The organism is Nitrospirillum amazonense (assembly GCF_007828035.1).
GTDB lineage: Bacteria > Pseudomonadota > Alphaproteobacteria > Azospirillales > Azospirillaceae > Nitrospirillum > Nitrospirillum amazonense.
In genome coordinates this window covers 576,425-594,093 of record NZ_VITV01000002.1, presented here as the reverse complement: position 1 = coordinate 594,093, position 17,669 = coordinate 576,425, and the positions used below count along the sequence as shown (strand labels likewise).

The following is a 17,669-nucleotide window of genomic DNA, read 5'->3' as shown; positions in this document are numbered from 1 at the left end:
CATGAACAAGTTATGCCAGCGCTCCCATTTACTTAGGCGTCGCCGGCCATGTAGCCGGGCAGCCAGCCTTCGTGCACCTCGCGCAGGTCGGCCAGCGCCAGGGCGCCGCCGCCCAGGCCGGTGATGGCGTCGCCGCCTACCGTGCCCAGGGTGGTGACCGGTACACCGGCGGCCTTGGCGGCGTCGGTGACGGCGGCCACATCGCCGGCGGCCACGGTGACCAGGTAGCGGCCCTGGTCCTCACCGAACAGCAGGCCGGCGTCCGCCGCCTCCAGGCCGGTCAGGGCGATGCCCTTCTTGCCGCGCAGGGCCATTTCCGCCAAGCCCACGGCCAGGCCGCCGTCGGCCAAGTCATGGCAGGCGGTCAGCTTGCGGGCCTCGATCAGGCCGCGCACCAGGTCGCCGGCACGGCGCTCGGCCGCCAGGTCGACCGGCGGCGGGGCGCCTTCCTCACGGCCGTGGACCTCGCGCAGGTACAGCGACTGGCCGACATGGCCTTTCGTCTCGCCGAATAACAGGACGGTGTCGCCCGCGTTCTTGAAGCCGCTGCCGATGGCCAGGGCGCTGTCCTTCAGCAGGCCCACGCCGCCGATGGCGGGGGTGGGCAGGATGCCTTCGCCGTTGGTCTCGTTGTACAGGCTGACGTTGCCCGACACGACGGGGAAGTCCAGGACGCGGCAGGCCTCCGCCATGCCTTCGATGCAGCCGGCGAACTGCCCCATGATGCTGGGCTTCTCCGGGTTGCCGAAGTTCATGTTGTCGGTGATGGCCAGGGGCAGGGCGCCCACGGTGATGATGTTGCGGTAGGCTTCCGCCACCGCCTGGGCGCCGCCGCGCACCGGGTCGGCGTAGCAGTAGCGCGGGGTGCAGTCGGTGGTCATGGCCAGCGCCTTGGGCGTGCCATGCACCCGCACCAATGCCGCGTCGCCCCCCGGGCCGATCATGGTGTCGGCGCCCACCTGGCTGTCGTACTGCTCCCAGATCCAGCGGCGGGAGGCGAGGTCCGGCGTGCCCATCAGGGCCAGCAGGGTGTCGCGGGCCGACGCCTTCAGCGGGGCCTCCGCCGCGGCGATCTCGGCCTGCGGCGGGGTGGGCTCCGTCGGGCGGTTGTACAGCGGCGCCTTGTCGAACAGGGGCGCCAGCTCCACGTCGCACCAGGTGTGGCCATGCATGCGGATGACCATGCGGCCGTTGTCCGTCAGCTTGCCGATGACGGCGAAGTCCAGTTCCCACTTGTCGAAGATGCGCTTGGCCTCTTCCTCGCGGCCCGGCTCCAGGATCATGAGCATGCGTTCCTGGCTTTCCGACAGCATGATCTCATACGGGGTCATGCCGGCTTCGCGCTGGGGAACGGCGTCGAGATCCAGGTCGATGCCCAGGCCGCCCTTGCCCGCCATCTCGACGGAGGAGGAGGTGAGGCCGGCGGCGCCCATGTCCTGGATGGCGACGATGGCGTCGGTGGCCATCAGCTCCAGGCAGGCCTCGATCAGCAGCTTCTCGGTGAAGGGGTCGCCCACCTGCACCGTCGGGCGCTTGGCCTCGCTGTCCTCGGTGAACTCGGCCGACGACATGGTGGCGCCATGGATGCCATCGCGGCCGGTCTTCGATCCCACGTACACCACGGGCTTACCCACGCCGGCGGCCTTGGAATAGAAGATCTTGTCCGTCTGGGCCACGCCCACGGTCATGGCGTTGACCAGGCAGTTGCCGTTGTACGCCTTGTGGAAGTTGGTCTCGCCGCCCACGGTGGGCACGCCGACGCAGTTGCCATAGCCGCCGATGCCGGCCACCACGCCCGCCACCAGGTGACGGGTCTTGGGGTTGGCGGGCTCACCGAAGCGCAGGGCGTTCAGGTTGGCCACCGGGCGGGCGCCCATGGTGAAGACGTCGCGCAGGATGCCGCCCACGCCCGTCGCCGCACCCTGGTAGGGCTCGATGAAGCTGGGGTGGTTGTGGCTTTCCATCTTGAAGATGGCGGCCTGGCCGTCGCCGATGTCGATGACGCCGGCATTCTCACCGGGGCCGCAGATGACCCAGGGCGCCGTCGTCGGCAGCTTCTTCAGCCACACGCGCGAGGATTTGTAGGAGCAGTGCTCCGACCACATGACGGAATAGATGCCCAGTTCCGTCAGGGTGGGCGTGCGGCCCACGCTTTCCAACATGCTGGCGTATTCGTCGGGCTTCAGGCCGTGCTCGGCCGCCAGCTCGGCGGTAACCTTCGGTTCGCGGTCAGGGGTGTGGGTGACGCTCACGACAGGCTCTCCAGCAGGCTGGTAAACAGGGCGCGGCCATCGGTGTTGCCGTGCTGCGGGTCAAAGGCGCGTTCCGGGTGGGGCATCATGCCCAGGACGGTGCGCGTCTCGTTGAAGATGCCGGCGATGTTGTTGGTGGCGCCGTTGGGGTTGCCGGCCTCGTTCACCACGCCGGCGGCGTCGGTGTAGCGGAAGGCTACGCGGCCCTCGCCTTCCAGGCGCTTCAGCGTCTCCTCATCCGCCACGTAGTTGCCCTCGCCATGGCCCACCGGGATGCCGATGTGCTGGCCGGGGATGTAGTGGCGGGTGAAGGCGCTGTCGGTGTTCTCCACCTTCAGGTCCACCGTCTTGCAGATGTACTTCAGCGACTGGTTGCGGATCAGCGCGCCCGGCAGCAGCCCCGCCTCCGTCAGGATCTGGAAGCCGTTGCAGACACCGATGACCTTCACGCCCTGGGCGGCCCGCTCCTTCACCACCCGCATGACGGGGGAGTTGGCGGCCATGGCGCCGCAGCGCAGGTAATCGCCATAGGAAAAGCCGCCGGGAACGGCGATGACGTCGACCTCGGGCAGGTCGGTGTCGCGGTGCCAGGCGTGGAAGGTCTTGTGGCCGGAAACCTGTTCCAGGGCCACGGCGATGTCCCGTTCACAGTTGGAACCGGGAAAGACGATGACGGCGGACTTCATGGGGCCGCAAATCCGATCGTTGGAGGCCGGGGAAGGCGGGATGCCCACCGATCTTAAGCCGGCGCAACACCCGTCGTCTTGTGGGGCGGAAGCTAGCCGCGCCGATGGTCGAATGCAAGGCGTGGGGGTGGGGGGCTACCCCGCGCGGATGTGGGGGCGTGGGGGTCGCTAGGCGGAGTACCCAAGGGGGAAGCGCGATGGCCTACTTCGCTTGAAGTACCGGCTGGGCGATGACGGCGTTGCCGGGCGTTGCGTCCAGTCCTGTGACTGTGGCGGAGGCCGGCTGGCGCGTTCCGGATGCCCATCGTTTACATAGGCGCAGGCAAGGGCCTTCGACCAAGTGCCAGGAAATGGCAGAGAAGGCCAGGGCCATCAGCACTGCCACCGCCAAGGCCTTATAGCTGCTGAGCGACGGGTACAGGTCCAGCACCATCTGCTGGCAGACGAAGCCATAAATATAAAGGCCGTAGGAGTAATCGTATTTCGGCCGCAGAAACCTCAGTTTGCGCGAAGCCCCCACTGTCAGCGTGAGATAGGCCAGGGCGATGACAAAGGTCGGGACGGCCAGGACCGTATGGTGCAGCATGGCTGCGATGACAACTAGGGCCGACGCCAGCCACCAGTTTAGGGTGATCTTGTCCTTCAGGGCATAAAACACCATGCCCAGAAAAAAGAATGGCACGGGATAGAAGGAATAGTCTTCCTTGAAGCGGTTGAAAGTATAAAGAAAGATCGAGTATGGGTATTCGAAATTGACGTACGTCCCGAGAAGGTACAGCGCCGTCAGTGCCGCCATCAGGGCCGGCATCAATTTCTTCCGTGACAGCAGGCCCATCACGCCCAAAACCATGACTACGCAATAACATTGCGCTTCCACCGTCAGGGACCACAAGGGGTAGTTGACCGCCGTCTTGTTGCCTCCAGCGTGCATGAACATGTTCTCGATGTTCAGTCGTGCTTCGCCAATGTGGAAGACATTAATGGCCAAGTAATGTAGTGGGGAAAATTCGTTGGCGCTGAAATATTCACCCAGAGTGGCGGCGGTGGAAAAGAAAGGGCCTATTATAAAAACGATGACCAGGGTGTTCAGGGCGAGACCAGGCCACAGCCGGGCGACGCGAAAGGCCATGAAGTTGATAGGGTTTTTGGCACGCTCGAAGCTCTGGTAGATCAGCATGCCGCTAATGGTAAAAAATATGTAAACAGCAAGGCTTCCAGGGTAATCAGTTCCAAGTATATAACGAATATAATCGATATTCCCGGTGGGATTTTGCATGCCATATGAATGCCCAACCATCACCAGAAGGGCAGCAATCAAGCGGACAAGATCGAAATTATTATCTCTCCCCGAGATCACTTCGGACAATGTCCTGCCCTGAGGCGGCCACGGCAGCATGCGCAATTTGAAGACTCCTAGCCAATATGCGTGAAAATGTAACTATATCCTGCATATATCGGAAATGCCTCAGCATAGGTAATCAAAAGCTGGGAAGTCGACCAATCCTTAGCAGTGTCGCCCAATTCCGCTGTCGCCTCCTTCAGGCTTCCGCCCTGGCGGTGACACACACTTGATCTTCGCGCGGCCGCTTGCTCACCCTTGACCCACGTCATGGCCCCTGGCTGACGCTGGTGCTCCGATGGCGTTGGCCGGGACGGTGTGCCGGCCAGCAACGGAGGACGACGCCATGCCGTACGCGACCACCAATCCCTATACCGGTGAATTGCTGAAGACCTTTCCCGACGCCACCGACGTGGAGGTCGACCGCGCCCTGTCGGACGCCCACGCCGCCTTCCTGGCCTGGCGGGAGACGCCCTTCGCCCACCGCGCCGGCGTCATGCAGAAGGCGGCCGACATCCTGCGCGCCGAGGCCGACGCCTACGCCCGGCTGCTGACGCTGGAGATGGGCAAGCTGTTAACCGAGGCGAAGGCGGAGGTGGAGCTGTCCGCCCGCATCTTCGAATACTATGCCGAGAAGGCGGAGGCGCTGCTGGCGCCGGAGAAACTGCCGGTGGCCGACCCGGCGGAGGGCGAGGCCGTGCTGGTGTGCGAGCCGCTGGGCGTGCTGCTGGCCATCGAGCCGTGGAACTTCCCCTATTACCAGATCGCCCGCATCATCGCCCCGCAGCTGTCCGCCGGGAACACGATGCTGCTGAAGCACGCCTCCAACGTGCCGCAGTGCGCCGCCGCGTTCGAGGGGCTGATGCGCCAGGCGGGCCTGCCCGACGGGGCGTTCAAGAACCTGTACGCCACCCGCCAGCAGATCGAGCGCATCCTGAACGACCCGCGCGTCCACGGCGTGGCCCTGACGGGGTCGGAGGCGGCGGGCGCGGTGATCGCGGCCCAGGCGGGCAAGGCGCTGAAGAAATCCACCATGGAACTGGGCGGGGCCGACGCCTTCGTCGTGTTGGCGGACGCCGACATGGACAAGACCGTCAAGTGGGCGGTGTTCGGCCGGCATTGGAACGGCGGCCAGGTCTGCGTCTCCTCCAAGCGCATGATCATCGTGGATGAGGTCTATGACCAGTTCCTGGACCGCTACCTCAACGGCGTCGCCGGGCTGAAGGCCGGTGATCCCTTCGACGCCGCGACCACCCTGGCGCCCCTGTCGTCGCAAGGCGCCGCCGATGAGGTGAAGCAGAAAATCCGCGAGGCGGTCGCCCATGGGGCCAAGGCGATCGAGGTGGGCCCCAAGGTTCCCAACCAGGGCGCCTTCGTCCAGCCCACCATCCTAACGGAGGTGGGGGAGGACAACCCCGCCCGGTACTGGGAATTCTTCGGCCCCGTCTCCATGCTGTTCCGCGCCAAGGACGAGGATGACGCGGTACGCATCGCCAACGACTCCCCCTTCGGCCTCGGCGGCTCCGTCTTCACCCGTGACACCCACCGCGGGGCGGCGGTGGCGGCCCGCATCTCCACCGGCATGGTCTTCGTCAACCACCCGACCATGGTGAAGGCCGACCTGCCCTTCGGCGGCATCCGCCGTTCCGGCTATGGCCGCGAATTGCTGGGCCTGGGCATCAAGGAGTTCGTGAACCACAAGCTGATCGACGTAGTCGACATCGACGCGCCGTTCTGAGCGTTGGGGGGGGGACACCCGGGCGCGGTCTCATGCCGCGCCCGGGTGTTCGTACATCGTCAGGCTGGGCCGACGCTGGGCACCAGCGCCGCCTTTTCCAGCGACAGTTCCACCGTGGCCGGCTTCAGCCCCTCGGCCTTGGCGGTCACGCGCACCGTGCCGGCTTGGCGGCCCGTCTGCACGATGGCGCCGCACAGGCCCTTGAAGGCCTTGCGATAGGGGGCGTGGTCGGGTTCCAGGCTGGTGGGGTCGCCGTTGCCCACGCCCAGCAGGCGGGCGCTACCCTCCAGGGTGAAGGTGACGAGGGTGTCGGCATCGGGCACCAGGCGGCCCTTGGCGTCGACCACGCTGGCCGACAGCACCGCCACGTCGTCACCGTCGGCCAGCAGCGTGACGCGGTCGGCGGCCAGGGTCAGGGCGTGGGCCGGGCCGGCGGTTTCCTGCCGTTGGGTCAGGACGCGCCGGCCGTCCTTGTAGCCGTGGGCCTCGATGGTTCCCGGCTGGTAGGGCACGGTCCATTCCAGGTGGCGGTTGCGGGTCACCTCCTTGCGCCCCACGCTGCGGCCGTTCACGAACAGCTCCACCGCGTCCAGATTGCTGTGGCACCAGATGGCGATGTCCTGGCCCTCCCGCCCCGGCCAGGTCCAGTGCGGGAACAGGTGCAGGTGCGGCTGATCCGGCCGCCACCAGGCGCGGTAGTAGTGGTAGTTGTCCTTGGGGAAGCCGCACAGGTCCAGGATGCCGAAGTTGGACACGGTGTTGGGCCAGTCGATGAAGGGCGTCGGCTCCCCGCGATAGTCGAAGCCCGTCCAGGCGAAGCCGCCGGAGAGGAAGGGGCGGCTGTCATAAAAGGTCCACCACTGTTCCGCCGTGCTGGCCCACTTGGGATATTCGGTGTCATAGGCGGGGACGTAATGGCGGACGTCGTCGTGGGCGTAGACGCCGCGGGTGCAGACGGTGCTGGCCGTTTCCGTGCCGATCATGGGCTGGTTGGGGAAACGGGCGTGGAAGGCGTCGATCTCATCCAGGTAGTAGTTGAAGCCCATGACGTCCAGCACCGGGCTGGCGCCCTGGCCGAACTTGCCGTTGAACGCCTCCGTGACCGGGCGGGTGCCGTCCAGGCGGTACACGGCGCGCTTCATGCTGGCGGCGATGCGGGCCCCCTGTTCCGTGCCGCGGTGGATTTCCTCGTTGCCGATGCTCCACAGGAAGACGGAGGGGCGGTTGCGGTCGCGCCTCACCATGCGCTCCAGCTGGCTCATGCCCTCCGGGTTGCTGGACATCTGGCGGGTTTCCTCCATCACCAGGATGCCCAGCCGGTCGCAGGCGTCCAGCAAGGCCGGCGCCGGCGGGTGATGGGTGGTGCGCCAGGCGTTGGCGCCCATCTCCTTCAGCCGTTCCACGCGATAGGCATGCAGCCGGTCGGGCACGGCGAAGCCCACGCCGGCATGGTCCTGGTGGTTGCAGGTGCCTTTCACCTTCACCGGCCGTCCGTTCAGGAAAAAGCCCTGGTTGGCGTCGAAGCGCAGGGTGCGGATGCCGAAGGAGGTGTGATGGCGATCGACCACCGCCCCGCCCACGCTGACCTCCGTCACCAGGGTGTGGAGGTTGGGCGCCTCCAGCGACCACAGGGCGGGTGAGGGCAGGGTGGCGGTCTGCGTCACGGCGCCCGCTTCCCAGGCGCCCAGCGCCAGGGGGGTGGCCTCCAATTGCAGGACGGCCGTGCCATCGGGGCTCAGCACGGTGCTGCGGACCGTGAGGTCCGCCGCCGGCCCCTCATTGGCCAGCTCGGTGGTGATGGTGAGGTCGGCGCCGCTGGGCGTCACCGTGCTGCGCACGAAGGTGCCCCACTGCGGCACATGGGCGGGGGCGGTCTTCACCAGCCAGACGGGACGGTAGAGGCCGGCGCCCTCGTACGACCAGGCCTCGCCCAGGGTGGCGTCCACGCGGATGACCAGGGTGTTGGCGCCGCCCAGGAGGACGAAGTCGGTGATGTCCACGCGGAAGGGGGCGTAGCCGCTTTCGTTGGTGGCGACGATGAAGCCGTTCAGCACCACCAGGCAGTTGCGGGCGACGCCGTCGAACTCCAGCGACAGGCGCCGCCCGGCATCCGTGGCGGGCAGGGTGAAGCTGCGGCGATACCAGCCGACGCTGGTTTCGGGAAACTGCCGGCCCAGGGGCTTGAAGCCCTGATAGGCCATGGCCTCCCCCGCCTCCTTGCCCGGCAGCCGCGCCTGGGCGAAGGGCAGGTCCACCGCCCAGTCGTGCGGCAGGGTGACGGCGGCCCAGTCCTTGTCGTCGAAATCGGCCTTGGCCACGGGGGCGCTGAGATCGCCGGACTTGGCGTAGGTGCTGCGGTCGGCGCCGAAGCCGAAATCCTGCAGCGGATCGGCGGCATGACCCAGGTGGAAGCGCCAGCCGTCATTCATGCGCAGCCGCTCGCGTGGGGCCAGGTCGGCGGGTACGGGGGCAGGGGATGCCGCCGCGACCTGCGCTGGCGCTGCCATTGCCGACGGGACAGCGGCCGGTGCCACGCCCAGCGCGGTCCCAAGGGTGGGCAGCGTGGCGGCGGTGGCCAGCAGGCGGCGGCGGGTCAAATCAGGCATGGCAAGCGTCCCCAGGGTGCGGCGATTTATAAATAATATATAATATCCAATTTGCGCCGCGTAAAAGCCTTATGACCTTCAAGATGCTTGATCAGCGTCAGCGGCCAGCTGCACGCTGGCGATCTGTAGCGGGGAGGGGGCCATGCGGGTCGTGAAGTGGGGGAACAGCCTGGCCGTTCGGTTGCCTGTGGCGATGGTCAGGGCTCTGGGGTTGAAGGAAGGCGACGAGGTCGAAATCCATGTCGCGGATAGGCGGGAAGTCACTGTCACCCATAAGCCCGGACGGGAGGATTTGTTAATGCGTCTGCGTTCCTTCCGAGGGCGGCTGCCAGCGGATTTCAAATTCGACCGTCACGACGCCAATGCCCGGTAAGATCATCGGGTCTCGGCCCGCCGCTTGCGCTCTTCCGCGCGCAGGGTTAGCACACGCACGCCGGTGGCGGTGACCGCCACGGTGTGCTCGAACTGGGCGGACAGCGTGCCGTCGACCGTCACCACCGACCAGCCGTCGTCCTTGGTCTCCACCTTGGCGCCGCCCTGGTTCAGCATGGGCTCGATGGTGAAGACCATGCCTTCCTTCAGGCGCAGGCCCGTGCCCGGCTTGCCGAAGTGCAGGATCTGCGGTTCCTCGTGCATCTCCCGGCCGATGCCGTGGCCGCAATATTCCCGCACCACGGTATAGCCGTTGCGCTTGGCGTGGCGCTCGATGACATGGCCGATGTCGCCCAAATGGACGCCGGGGCGCACCTGGCGGATGCCGTGCCATAGCGCCTCGTACGTCGTCTGCACCAGGCGCCGCGCGGCCGGCGCCACCGCGCCGATCAGGTAAGTCTTGCTGGAATCGGCGATGTAGCCGTTCTTCTCCAGCGTGATGTCGAAGTTGACGATGTCGCCGTCCGCCAGGATATCGGTGGCGGAGGGCACGCCGTGGCAGACGACCTCGTTGCGGGAGCAGTTCAGGACGTAGCCATAGCCATACTGCCCTTTGCTGGCGGGGCGGGCGTGCAGCTGGTTGACGATATAGTCCTCGACCCGGTCGTTGACTTCCAGGGTGCTGAGGCCGGCCAGGGGCATGTCGTCCAGCATATGGAAGACGCTGGCCAGTAGGCGCCCGGCCTCCCCCAGCTTTTCGATCTCGTCGGGGCGCTTGACCATTATGGGGTAGGTTCCAGCTGGCGGGGTTCCGGTTCCAGATGGACGGAGGCCATCTTCAGCTGGATGCGCAGGATGTCGTTCAGCGACAGGGTGGGGTTGGCCTCCGCCAGCATGCCGATCTTCATCCAGTATTCGGCCTGGGCGTTGATGGACCGGCACAGCACGGTGCTGGCCTTGCGCACCTCCTCGTGCAGGTCGTCGTCGATCTTCACGATGCCCATGGGGCTCTCCAATATACGAAACGTATACGATTCATATATCGAGGGTGACGTCACGTCAACCGGCGCTGTCGATTCCGGATAGTCCGGTTTTGGGGGCTCGACTCATCTTGACCAGACGGCCGACTCCGGATTAGAACATAACAAGAACATCATCCCCACGCACGCGAGAGACCAAGGCAGCATCCCCATGCCCGCCATTCCTTCCCCCATTTCCGCAATCAGGCCAACAGCTTGCCCCGAAGAAGGGCGGGCTGAAGATGTCCTTGAGGGTGCCCTGGACCGCCAGCGCCTGCTGGCGGTGCTGCGGGAACAGGTGCGCGCGGTGGAGGCGCCGGGGACCGGCCGGGGTGTCGTGCCCCTGGGCGTGCCGGCGGTGGACGCCCATCTGCCGGCGGCCGGCCCGGGGGAAAACGGCGCCCACGGCCTGCCGCGCGCCGCCCTGCATGAGGTGGCGGCGGCGGGCGATCTCGATGCCGGTGCCGCCACGGCCTTCACCGCCCTGCTGGCCGCCCGCCTGGCGGAACAGGTGCGCGGCCCCATCCTGTGGATGACCCGGGCACCCGACCTGTACGCCCCCGGGCTGGACGCCCAGGGCGTGGGGCCGGGCCGGCTGGTGGTGGTGCATGCCGCCTGCGAGGTCGATCTGCTGTGGGCGATGGAGGAGGCGTTGCGCTGCCCGCGCGTGGGCGCTGTGGTGGGGGAGGCCGGCGGGCTGGACCTGACGGCCAGCCGCCGCCTGCACCTGGCGGCGGAAACGGGCGGCGTGCCGGGACTGCTGCTGCGCCTGAACGCGGGTAAGGGGGGCGCCATGAAGGGCCTGAAGGGCGCTGGGCGGGGCAGTGGGCGTGGCAGCACCCAGGCAAGTGCCGCCGTCACCCGCTGGCAGGTCGGCACGGCCCCCATCCAGGAAGCCCATGCGGGAGATTGGGGCACCACCGCTTCGGCCTTCACCGGCCCCGCCTGGCGGGTGGAACTGCTGCGCTGCCGGGGCGGCCGGCCGGGGGCTTGGACCCTGTATGAACGCGAGGGGTTGAGGCTGGAGGCGGCAGGCCAGGCGGCCGCGCCGGCGCCGGAGACGCCGCCGCCCGCCTCGGCGGTGGTGCCCTTCACCTCCACCCAACTCACCTCCACTTTGCGCGCGGTGGGCTGATTCCATGCGCCGCATCCTTTCCCTCTGGCTGCCCACCTTCGCCACCGACCGTATCGCCCGGGGGCTGACGCCGCCGCTGCCCGCAGACGACGCCCTGGTGACCCGCCTGTCGGACCGGGGGCGCCTGACCGTGGCGGCGGTGAACGCGGCGGCGCGCGCCAAGCGCCTGGTGCCGGGCATGGGCCTGGCCGACGCCCGCGCGCTGGAACCCCAGGTGCGGGTGGTGGACGCCGATCCCGAGGGCGATGCCGCGGCGCTGGGGCGGCTGGCTGACTGGGCCCGGCGCTACACGCCCTGGACGGCGGTGGACCCCAGCGACCCGCCCGGCTTCGGCCCCAAAGGTCTTGGTGGGGGGCCCGGCCTGCTGATGGACATCACCGGCTGCGCCCATCTGCTGGGCGGCGAGCATGAACTGCTGCTGGACCTGGAACGCCGGCTGGCCAAGGCGGGGTTCGAGGGGCGGGCCGCCATCGCCGACAGCATTGGCGCCGCCTGGGCGCAGGCCCGCTTCGGCGCCCAGCTGGTGGTTCCGCCGGGCGGGGCGGCGGAAGCTTTGGCCGACCTGCCGCTGCCGGCCCTGCGTCTGGGGCCCGACCTGGTGGCCAGCCTGCGCCGCGTGGGCCTGCGCCGGGTGGGTGAGCTGATGCGCACGGCCCAAGGAACAGGGGGGCAAGGGTCCAAGAACCGGGCGGCCCTGGCCGCGCGCTACGGCGCCCAGGTCGCCCTGCGCCTGGACCAGGCCCTGGGCTGGGTGGATGAGCCGCTGTCACCCCGGCGCGCGCCCACCCGCCACACCGCCCGCCTGACGGTGGTCGATCCCATCTCCACGCCCGAGGGCCTGGCCCAGGCGGTGCGCCATCTGCTGGGCCGGGTGGCGGCCAGCCTGACGGCGGCGGGTGAGGGCGCGCGCTCGCTGGAGCTGGAGGCCTGGCGCATCGACGCCGGCCACGACGCCCCGCCGCAGGTGCTGGGCGTGGGCGCCAGCCGCCCCAACCGCGACCCCGCCCATCTCTGGCGCCTGCTGGAACCGCGCATGGACCAGCTGGAGCCTGGGGCGGGCTTCGAGATCATGGCCATTTCCGTCACCCACGCCGCCCCCTTCGATGGCGGCCAGGCGGTGCTGAGCGGCGATGGGCTGGCCGACCTGGCGGGACCGCCGACGGCGAAGGGGGGAGAGGCGGCGGCCGCCGGCAACCCCCTGGTGGCCGATCCGCCCATCGCGGAACTGGTGGACCGGCTGGGCGCCCGCCTGGGGCCTGGCCGGGTGCTGCGGCTGCTGCCCCGGCAAAGCTGGATACCGGAACAGGCGGTGCGGGCGGTGCCGGCCGAGGCGCAGGACAACAGCCCACAAGCGGCCACGCCGGCGGCTGCACCGCTCGCCTGGCCCGCTGACCGGCCGCGTCCCATCCGCCTGCTGCCCCGGCCGGAGGCGGTGGAGGTGGTGGCCCCCATCCCCGACGACCCGCCCCTGCTGTTTCGCTGGCGCGACCAGACCTATCGCGTGGGCCGGGCCGAGGGGCCGGAGCGCCTGCTGCCGGAATGGTGGGAAGGGGGGGAGCGCCGCCCCAACCCGAACCCCGAGGCCCGCGACTATTACCGGGTGGAGGATGCCGAGGGCCGGCGCTTCTGGCTCTACCGCCTGGGGCTTTACCACGCCGGCGGCCCGCCGCCCCGCTGGTTCCTGCACGGCTTTTTCGGGTGACGCCCGCCCCCCACCCCTAGCCGTGACCGCTTGAGGATGCGCCCCGGAGCGCAGCGACTAGGCCGCGACTGCGGCCGCCGGAAGTTTCCGGGGAGCGTAGCGGACTGGAAACTGAGGACAAAGCCAAGGGCGCGGATGCGCCCGCCCGGCGTCTGAGGGAACATGCAAAGCTACTCAGAACTTCAAGTCGCCAGCAATTTCAGCTTCCTGCGCGGTGCCTCCAAGGCCGGTGAGCTGGTGGAGGCGGCCAAGGCGCTGGAGCATCGCGCCATGGCGCTGACCGACCGCAACAGCCTGGCGGGAGTGGTGCAGGCGCATGCGGCGGCGCGCGAGCTGGATTTCCGCCTGGTGGTGGGCGCGCGGCTGGATTTGACGGACGGCCCCTCGCTGCTGTGTTGGCCGACCGACCGCGCGGCCTATGGCCGCCTGTCCACCCTGCTGACGGTGGGCATGCGCCGGGCGCCCAAGGGGCAATGCTTCCTGACCCGCGCGGATGTCGAGGAACACGCCGCCGGCCAGATGATGGCGGTGGTGCCGCCGGACACTCTTGACGCGGACTTCACCGCCGACCTGGCCGATTACCGCCGCCGTTTCGGCCGCACCCTCAGCCTGTGCCTAACCCATCGCTACCAGGGCGACGACGCCCGGCGTCTGGACCGGCTGGCGGCTTTGGCCGAGGCGCATGGCCTGTCGCCGCTGGCCACCAACGACGTGCATTACCACCACCCCGGCCGGCGGGCGCTGCAGGACGTGATGACCTGTATCCGTGAGCATTGCACCATCCAGACGGCGGGCTGGCGCCTGGCCGCCAACGCCGAGCGCCATCTGAAGCGGCCGGAGGAGATGGCGCGCCTGTTCCACCGCCACCCCCGCGCCCTGGCCCGCATTCGCGACATCGTGGAGGCCTGCACCTTTTCCATCAGCGAATTGCGCAAGGATTACCTGTACCCGGCGGAAGTCGGACCGGGGGAGACGCCACAGGGCCGCCTGGCCCAACTGACGGCGGAGGGGGCCCGCAAACGGTACCCGGCGGGCGTGCCGGAAGATGTCGAAAAGCAGATCGACAAGGAATTGGCCCTGATCGGAGAGCTGGGCTACGCCTCCTACTTCCTCACGGTCTATGAGATCGTGAGGTTCGCCAACGAGCAGGGCATCCTCTGCCAGGGGCGGGGATCGGCCGCCAACTCCGCCGTCTGCTACTGCCTGGGCATCACCTCCATCGATCCGGTGGAAAGCGGGTTGCTGTTCGAGCGCTTCATCTCCAGCGCGCGCAACGAGCCGCCGGACATCGACGTGGATTTCGAGCATGAGCGGCGGGAGGAGGTGATCCAGCACATCTACGAGAAGTACGGCCGCGATCACGCCGCCATCGCCGCCACCGTCATCTGCTACCGCTCGCGCGGGGCGGTGCGCGATGTGGGCAAGGCCATGGGCATGAGCCAGGACACGGTGGGCCAGCTGTCGGCCATGATCTCCGGCTGGGGCACCGGCACACCGGAGGAGGAGCGGGCGCGGGAGGCCGGGCTGGACCCCGACGACCCGCTGCTGCGCCAGGTGCTGGACCTGACGGGCCAGATTTCGAAATTCCCCCGCCACCTGTCGCAGCATGTCGGCGGCTTCGTCATCACGCCCAAGCCGCTGGCGACATTCTGCCCCATCATGAACGCGGCCATGGAGGACAGGCAGAACATCGAGTGGGACAAGGACGATCTGGACGCCGCCGGCCTGATGAAGGTCGATGTCCTGGGCCTCGGCATGCTCAGCTGCCTGCGCCGGGCGTTCACCCTGCTGCGGGATCATTATGGCCGCGACTTGACGCTGGCCACGGTTCCGCAGGGCGACGTGGCGACCTACGACATGCTGTGCGCCGCCGACACCCTGGGCGTGTTCCAGGTGGAGAGCAGGGCGCAGATGTCCATGCTGCCCCGCCTGCGCCCCCGCGAGTTCTATGACCTGGTGGTGCAGGTGGCCATTGTCCGCCCCGGGCCCATCCAGGGCGGCATGGTCCATCCCTACCTGCGCCGCCGCCAGGGGCTGGAGCCGGTGGACTATCCGTCCGAGGCGCTGAAGAAGGTGCTGAAGAAGACGCTGGGCGTGCCCCTGTTCCAGGAACAGGCCATGCAGATCGCCATCGTCGGCGCCGGCTTCACCGGGGCGGAGGCCGACGCCTTGCGCCGGGCCATGGCCAGCTTCCGCAAGCTGGGCGATATCGACACGTTCGAGGAAAAATTCCGCAACGGGATGCTGAAGAACGGCTATACGGCGGAATTCGCCGAGCGCTGCTTCAACCAGATCAAGGGCTTCTCCACCTACGGCTTTCCGGAAAGCCATGCCGCCAGCTTCGCCAAGCTGGTTTACGTCTCCGCCTGGATCAAATGCCACTATCCCGATGTCTTCGCCTGCGCCCTGCTGAACAGCCTGCCCATGGGTTTCTACGCCCCGGCGCAGATCGTGCGCGACGCCCGGGAGCATGACGTGGTGGTGCTGCCGCCGGACGTGAACCATTCCGACTGGGACAGCCGGCTGGAGCCGCCGGCGCGGGGGCAGCGTTTCCAGACCCTGCGCCTGGGCCTGCGCCTGGCCAAGGGCCTGAGCGAGGCGGCGGTGCAGCCCCTGCTGGAGGCGCGGGGGCATGAGCCCTTCGCCAGCCCGCATGATCTCTGGCGCCGCGCCCGCCTGGCGCCGCGCACCCTGGAACTGCTGGCGGAGGCCGACGCCTTCCAGTCCATGGGCCTGGACCGGCGCCAGGCGCTGTGGGCGGTCAGCGCCCTGGGCGAACGGCTGCCGCCCCTGCTGGATCTGGCGCTGAACGCGGAGGAGGAGGGGACGGGCGACCCGTGGGCGGAGGACCCGTCCATCGCCACCCTGCCGGCCATGACCCTGGGCGAGCACCTGGTGGAGGACTATACCCGCCTGTCCCTGTCGCTGAAGCGCCACCCCATGAGCCTGGTGCGCGATGACGTGGTAGCCCGGCTGGACCGGTTCGCGGCGGAGCCCAAGGAGAAAATGGTCCGCCGCTATCCCCTGATGCGCATGGAGACGTTGGAGACCCTGGCCGACGGCAGCCGCGTGGCCCTGGCCGGCCTGGTGCTGGTGCGCCAGCGGCCGGGCAGCAGCAAGGGCGTCATCTTCATCACGCTGGAGGATGAGAGCGGCATCGCCAACCTGGTGCTGATGCCCGAAACCTTCACCGCCTTCCGCCGCCACATCCTGGGCAGCCGCCTGCTGCTGTGCCTGGGGCGGGTGGAGAAGGTGATCGCCCCCACCCAGGACCGGGGCCCCAGCGCCACCCCCGTCACCCACGTGCGCGCCGAGCGCCTGATCGATTACTCCGACCTGCTGTCCCGCCTGGACGAACCCACCGGTGCCGTCCCCGCCCGCCGCGCGGATGCGACCTTCCCGGATGGGCGGAATTTCAGGTGAGGGCCGGGCTGCCCTGGAAATTAGCGAGCGAATGACCTATGCTATGGCATATGCCAGATCGTGAGGGCGTCATGTTTCCGGAGCGTCACGTCAAATTATTCAAGAATGGCCGTAATCAAGCCGTTCGCATCCCCCGGGAATTCGAATTACCGGGAGAGGATGCGGTCATGCGCAAGGAGGGGAACCGGTTGATCATTGAACCGGTCAAGCTCAAATCCTTCGTGGCATTGCTGGATAGCTGGGAACCTTTGGACGAGGATTTTCCCGCTATTGACGATCTGCCAGCCGAAGATGTGTCGCTATAGTGCGCTACCTGCTGGATACCAACATCATTTCCCATATGATCCGCCATCCGGATGGGATGGCGACGGAACAGGCTCGTTTGGTGGAGCCTGCGGCCCTTTGCACCAGCATCATCGTGGCGGCGGAGTTGCGTTTTGGCGTTGCCAAGAAAGGGCTCCCAGCCCTGACAGCCAGGGTCGAAAGTGCCCTTGAGATGCTCGATATCTTGCCGTTCGAAGCACCTGCTGATGAATTCTATGCACAGTTACGGGCGCGCTTGGAGGGGATGGGGCAGCCTATCGGGGCCAATGACATGCTTATTGCCGCCCAATGTATGGCCCTCGACTACATTCTCGTGACTGACAACGAGCGTGAATTCGCCCGTATCGAAGGATTGCGGGTGGAAAACTGGCTGCGGGGATAGCGCGCTTATTCCTTCTTCTTGAACGCCGCCGCGAACTCCTCTGACGCCACGATGGCCAGGGCGCGGCGCAGGGCGGCGGATTCCTCCGCGCCGAACAGGGCGTCGAAGCGGCTTTGCGCCACATGCCACAGCGCCAGCCCCTCGGCCTGCTTGGCCTCGCCCGCCGCCGTCAGGCGGGCGCGCTTGACGCGGCGGTCCTTGGCGTCGGGCACCAACTCGACATAGCCGTCGCGGATCAGCGGCTTCAGGGTGTGGCCCAGGGCCGACAGGTCCATGACCATGGCGGCGGCCAGGTTCTGCAGCGTGCCGGCGGCGGGGTCGGACGCGGCGGCGGCCAGCTTCAGGTGGGTCAGCAGGGTGTGCTGGGTGGGCATCAGGCCGGCCGGTGCCGTCACGTCGCCATAGAGCTGGCCCAAACGGCGGGCGGCACGGCGCACGGCGGTGTTGGTGCAATAGTCCCAGCCCCAGCGGTCCGATGGGCCTTCATTCGACGCCGTCGCCGTCGGGGCAGATGCTGTGGGAGCGGCGGCTATGGGGACGGCGGCTGTGGGGGCGGGCTCATCCAACTCCATGATCCTTTCAAAACCGGTATTTCCAAGACCAGCGGGCCAGAATAGGCGCCCCCGGCGGTTAGGGCCATTCCCACCATCACAGGGGGCATCTGTCCCGGCGCGTCGTCATATGGGCCAGC

14 protein-coding genes are annotated in these 17,669 nt (G+C 67.9%); 7 read left to right on the top strand and 7 right to left on the bottom strand.

The genetic code is table 11. The features are described 5' to 3' along the window. Nucleotides 1-32: 32 nt before the first annotated feature. The 3 genes from purL to FBZ87_RS06660 all read right to left on the bottom strand — a co-directional run bounded on the left by purL (nucleotide 33) and on the right by FBZ87_RS06660 (nucleotide 4,334). The gene (purL, locus tag FBZ87_RS06670) at nucleotides 33-2,252 is read right to left on the bottom strand and encodes a phosphoribosylformylglycinamidine synthase subunit PurL (RefSeq protein ID WP_145609538.1); all 2,220 of its coding nucleotides are present in this window, start codon (nucleotides 2,250-2,252) and stop codon (nucleotides 33-35) included. Then, nucleotides 2,249-2,938, bottom strand: coding sequence for a phosphoribosylformylglycinamidine synthase subunit PurQ (purQ, locus tag FBZ87_RS06665; RefSeq protein WP_145609537.1), 690 nt, complete (start codon nucleotides 2,936-2,938; stop codon nucleotides 2,249-2,251). Before purQ ends, purL begins: the two co-directional genes overlap by 4 nt. A 202-nt stretch (nucleotides 2,939-3,140) precedes the next feature. Beyond that, nucleotides 3,141-4,334, bottom strand: a complete 1,194-nt coding sequence (locus FBZ87_RS06660; RefSeq protein WP_246134298.1) for an acyltransferase family protein — start codon at nucleotides 4,332-4,334, stop codon at nucleotides 3,141-3,143. A gap of 289 nt (nucleotides 4,335-4,623) precedes the next feature. Between FBZ87_RS06660 and FBZ87_RS06655 the strand changes: the two genes are divergently transcribed. Further along, nucleotides 4,624-6,015: an NAD-dependent succinate-semialdehyde dehydrogenase gene (locus tag FBZ87_RS06655; protein ID WP_145609535.1), complete on the top strand. Its 1,392-nt coding sequence runs from the start codon at nucleotides 4,624-4,626 to the stop codon at nucleotides 6,013-6,015. A 59-nt stretch (nucleotides 6,016-6,074) separates the two neighbouring features. On the opposite strand, the gene galA is transcribed toward FBZ87_RS06655, so the two are convergent. Next, nucleotides 6,075-8,621 (bottom strand): beta-galactosidase GalA, encoded by a 2,547-nt coding sequence (gene galA / locus FBZ87_RS06650; protein WP_186454614.1) that lies wholly within the window; start codon nucleotides 8,619-8,621, stop codon nucleotides 6,075-6,077. A gap of 142 nt (nucleotides 8,622-8,763) precedes the next feature. Between galA and FBZ87_RS06645 the strand changes: the two genes are divergently transcribed. Beyond that, the gene (locus tag FBZ87_RS06645) at nucleotides 8,764-8,994 is read left to right on the top strand and encodes an AbrB/MazE/SpoVT family DNA-binding domain-containing protein (protein ID WP_145609534.1); all 231 of its coding nucleotides are present in this window, start codon (nucleotides 8,764-8,766) and stop codon (nucleotides 8,992-8,994) included. Between the two features lie 2 nt (nucleotides 8,995-8,996). Here the strand turns inward: FBZ87_RS06645 and map are convergent, their stop codons facing one another. Then, nucleotides 8,997-9,776, bottom strand: coding sequence for a type I methionyl aminopeptidase (map, locus tag FBZ87_RS06640; RefSeq protein WP_145609533.1), 780 nt, complete (start codon nucleotides 9,774-9,776; stop codon nucleotides 8,997-8,999). Beyond that, nucleotides 9,776-9,997, bottom strand: coding sequence for a ParD-like family protein (locus tag FBZ87_RS06635; RefSeq protein ID WP_145609532.1), 222 nt, complete (start codon nucleotides 9,995-9,997; stop codon nucleotides 9,776-9,778). The genes map and FBZ87_RS06635 overlap by 1 nt, the downstream gene beginning before the upstream one ends. Nucleotides 9,998-10,184: 187 nt before the next feature. On the opposite strand from FBZ87_RS06635, the gene FBZ87_RS06630 reads away from it, so the two are divergent. The 5 genes from FBZ87_RS06630 to FBZ87_RS06610 all read left to right on the top strand — a co-directional run bounded on the left by FBZ87_RS06630 (nucleotide 10,185) and on the right by FBZ87_RS06610 (nucleotide 16,978). After that, nucleotides 10,185-11,147 (top strand): ImuA family protein, encoded by a 963-nt coding sequence (locus FBZ87_RS06630; protein WP_145609531.1) that lies wholly within the window; start codon nucleotides 10,185-10,187, stop codon nucleotides 11,145-11,147. 4 nt (nucleotides 11,148-11,151) lie between these two features. Further along, complete coding sequence (locus FBZ87_RS06625; protein ID WP_145609530.1) at nucleotides 11,152-12,849, top strand: DNA polymerase Y family protein; 1,698 nt, start codon at nucleotides 11,152-11,154, stop codon at nucleotides 12,847-12,849. Between the two features lie 162 nt (nucleotides 12,850-13,011). After that, entirely contained in the window at nucleotides 13,012-16,272 is a 3,261-nt protein-coding gene (locus FBZ87_RS06620; RefSeq protein ID WP_145609529.1) for an error-prone DNA polymerase, read from the top strand. Between the two features lie 50 nt (nucleotides 16,273-16,322). Next, nucleotides 16,323-16,577 carry an antitoxin gene (locus tag FBZ87_RS06615; RefSeq protein ID WP_244909402.1) on the top strand — a complete coding sequence of 85 codons (255 nt, stop codon included), beginning with the start codon at nucleotides 16,323-16,325 and terminating at the stop codon, nucleotides 16,575-16,577. Continuing rightward, complete coding sequence (locus FBZ87_RS06610) at nucleotides 16,577-16,978, top strand: type II toxin-antitoxin system VapC family toxin (RefSeq protein WP_246134269.1); 402 nt, start codon at nucleotides 16,577-16,579, stop codon at nucleotides 16,976-16,978. The genes FBZ87_RS06615 and FBZ87_RS06610 overlap by 1 nt, the downstream gene beginning before the upstream one ends. 5 nt (nucleotides 16,979-16,983) lie before the next feature. Here FBZ87_RS06610 and FBZ87_RS06605 read toward each other — a convergent pair whose 3' ends face one another. Further along, a complete protein-coding gene (locus FBZ87_RS06605; protein WP_145609527.1) occupies nucleotides 16,984-17,550 on the bottom strand; it encodes a MarR family winged helix-turn-helix transcriptional regulator in 567 nt (188 codons plus the stop codon). Nucleotides 17,551-17,669 lie beyond the last annotated feature (119 nt).

Coding starts and splice junctions, on each gene's coding strand:
- purQ (WP_145609537.1), bottom strand. CDS start 2,938: ATGAAGTCCGCCGTCATCGTCTTTCCCGGTTCCAACTGTGAACGGGAC.
- FBZ87_RS06660 (WP_246134298.1), bottom strand. CDS start 4,334: ATGCTGCCGTGGCCGCCTCAGGGCAGGACATTGTCCGAAGTGATCTCG.
- FBZ87_RS06655 (WP_145609535.1), top strand. CDS start 4,624: ATGCCGTACGCGACCACCAATCCCTATACCGGTGAATTGCTGAAGACC.
- galA (WP_186454614.1), bottom strand. CDS start 8,621: ATGCCTGATTTGACCCGCCGCCGCCTGCTGGCCACCGCCGCCACGCTG.
- FBZ87_RS06645 (WP_145609534.1), top strand. CDS start 8,764: ATGCGGGTCGTGAAGTGGGGGAACAGCCTGGCCGTTCGGTTGCCTGTG.
- map (WP_145609533.1), bottom strand. CDS start 9,776: ATGGTCAAGCGCCCCGACGAGATCGAAAAGCTGGGGGAGGCCGGGCGC.
- FBZ87_RS06635 (WP_145609532.1), bottom strand. CDS start 9,997: ATGGGCATCGTGAAGATCGACGACGACCTGCACGAGGAGGTGCGCAAG.
- FBZ87_RS06630 (WP_145609531.1), top strand. CDS start 10,185: ATGCCCGCCATTCCTTCCCCCATTTCCGCAATCAGGCCAACAGCTTGC.
- FBZ87_RS06625 (WP_145609530.1), top strand. CDS start 11,152: ATGCGCCGCATCCTTTCCCTCTGGCTGCCCACCTTCGCCACCGACCGT.
- FBZ87_RS06620 (WP_145609529.1), top strand. CDS start 13,012: ATGCAAAGCTACTCAGAACTTCAAGTCGCCAGCAATTTCAGCTTCCTG.
- FBZ87_RS06615 (WP_244909402.1), top strand. CDS start 16,323: ATGCCAGATCGTGAGGGCGTCATGTTTCCGGAGCGTCACGTCAAATTA.
- FBZ87_RS06605 (WP_145609527.1), bottom strand. CDS start 17,550: ATGGAGTTGGATGAGCCCGCCCCCACAGCCGCCGTCCCCATAGCCGCC.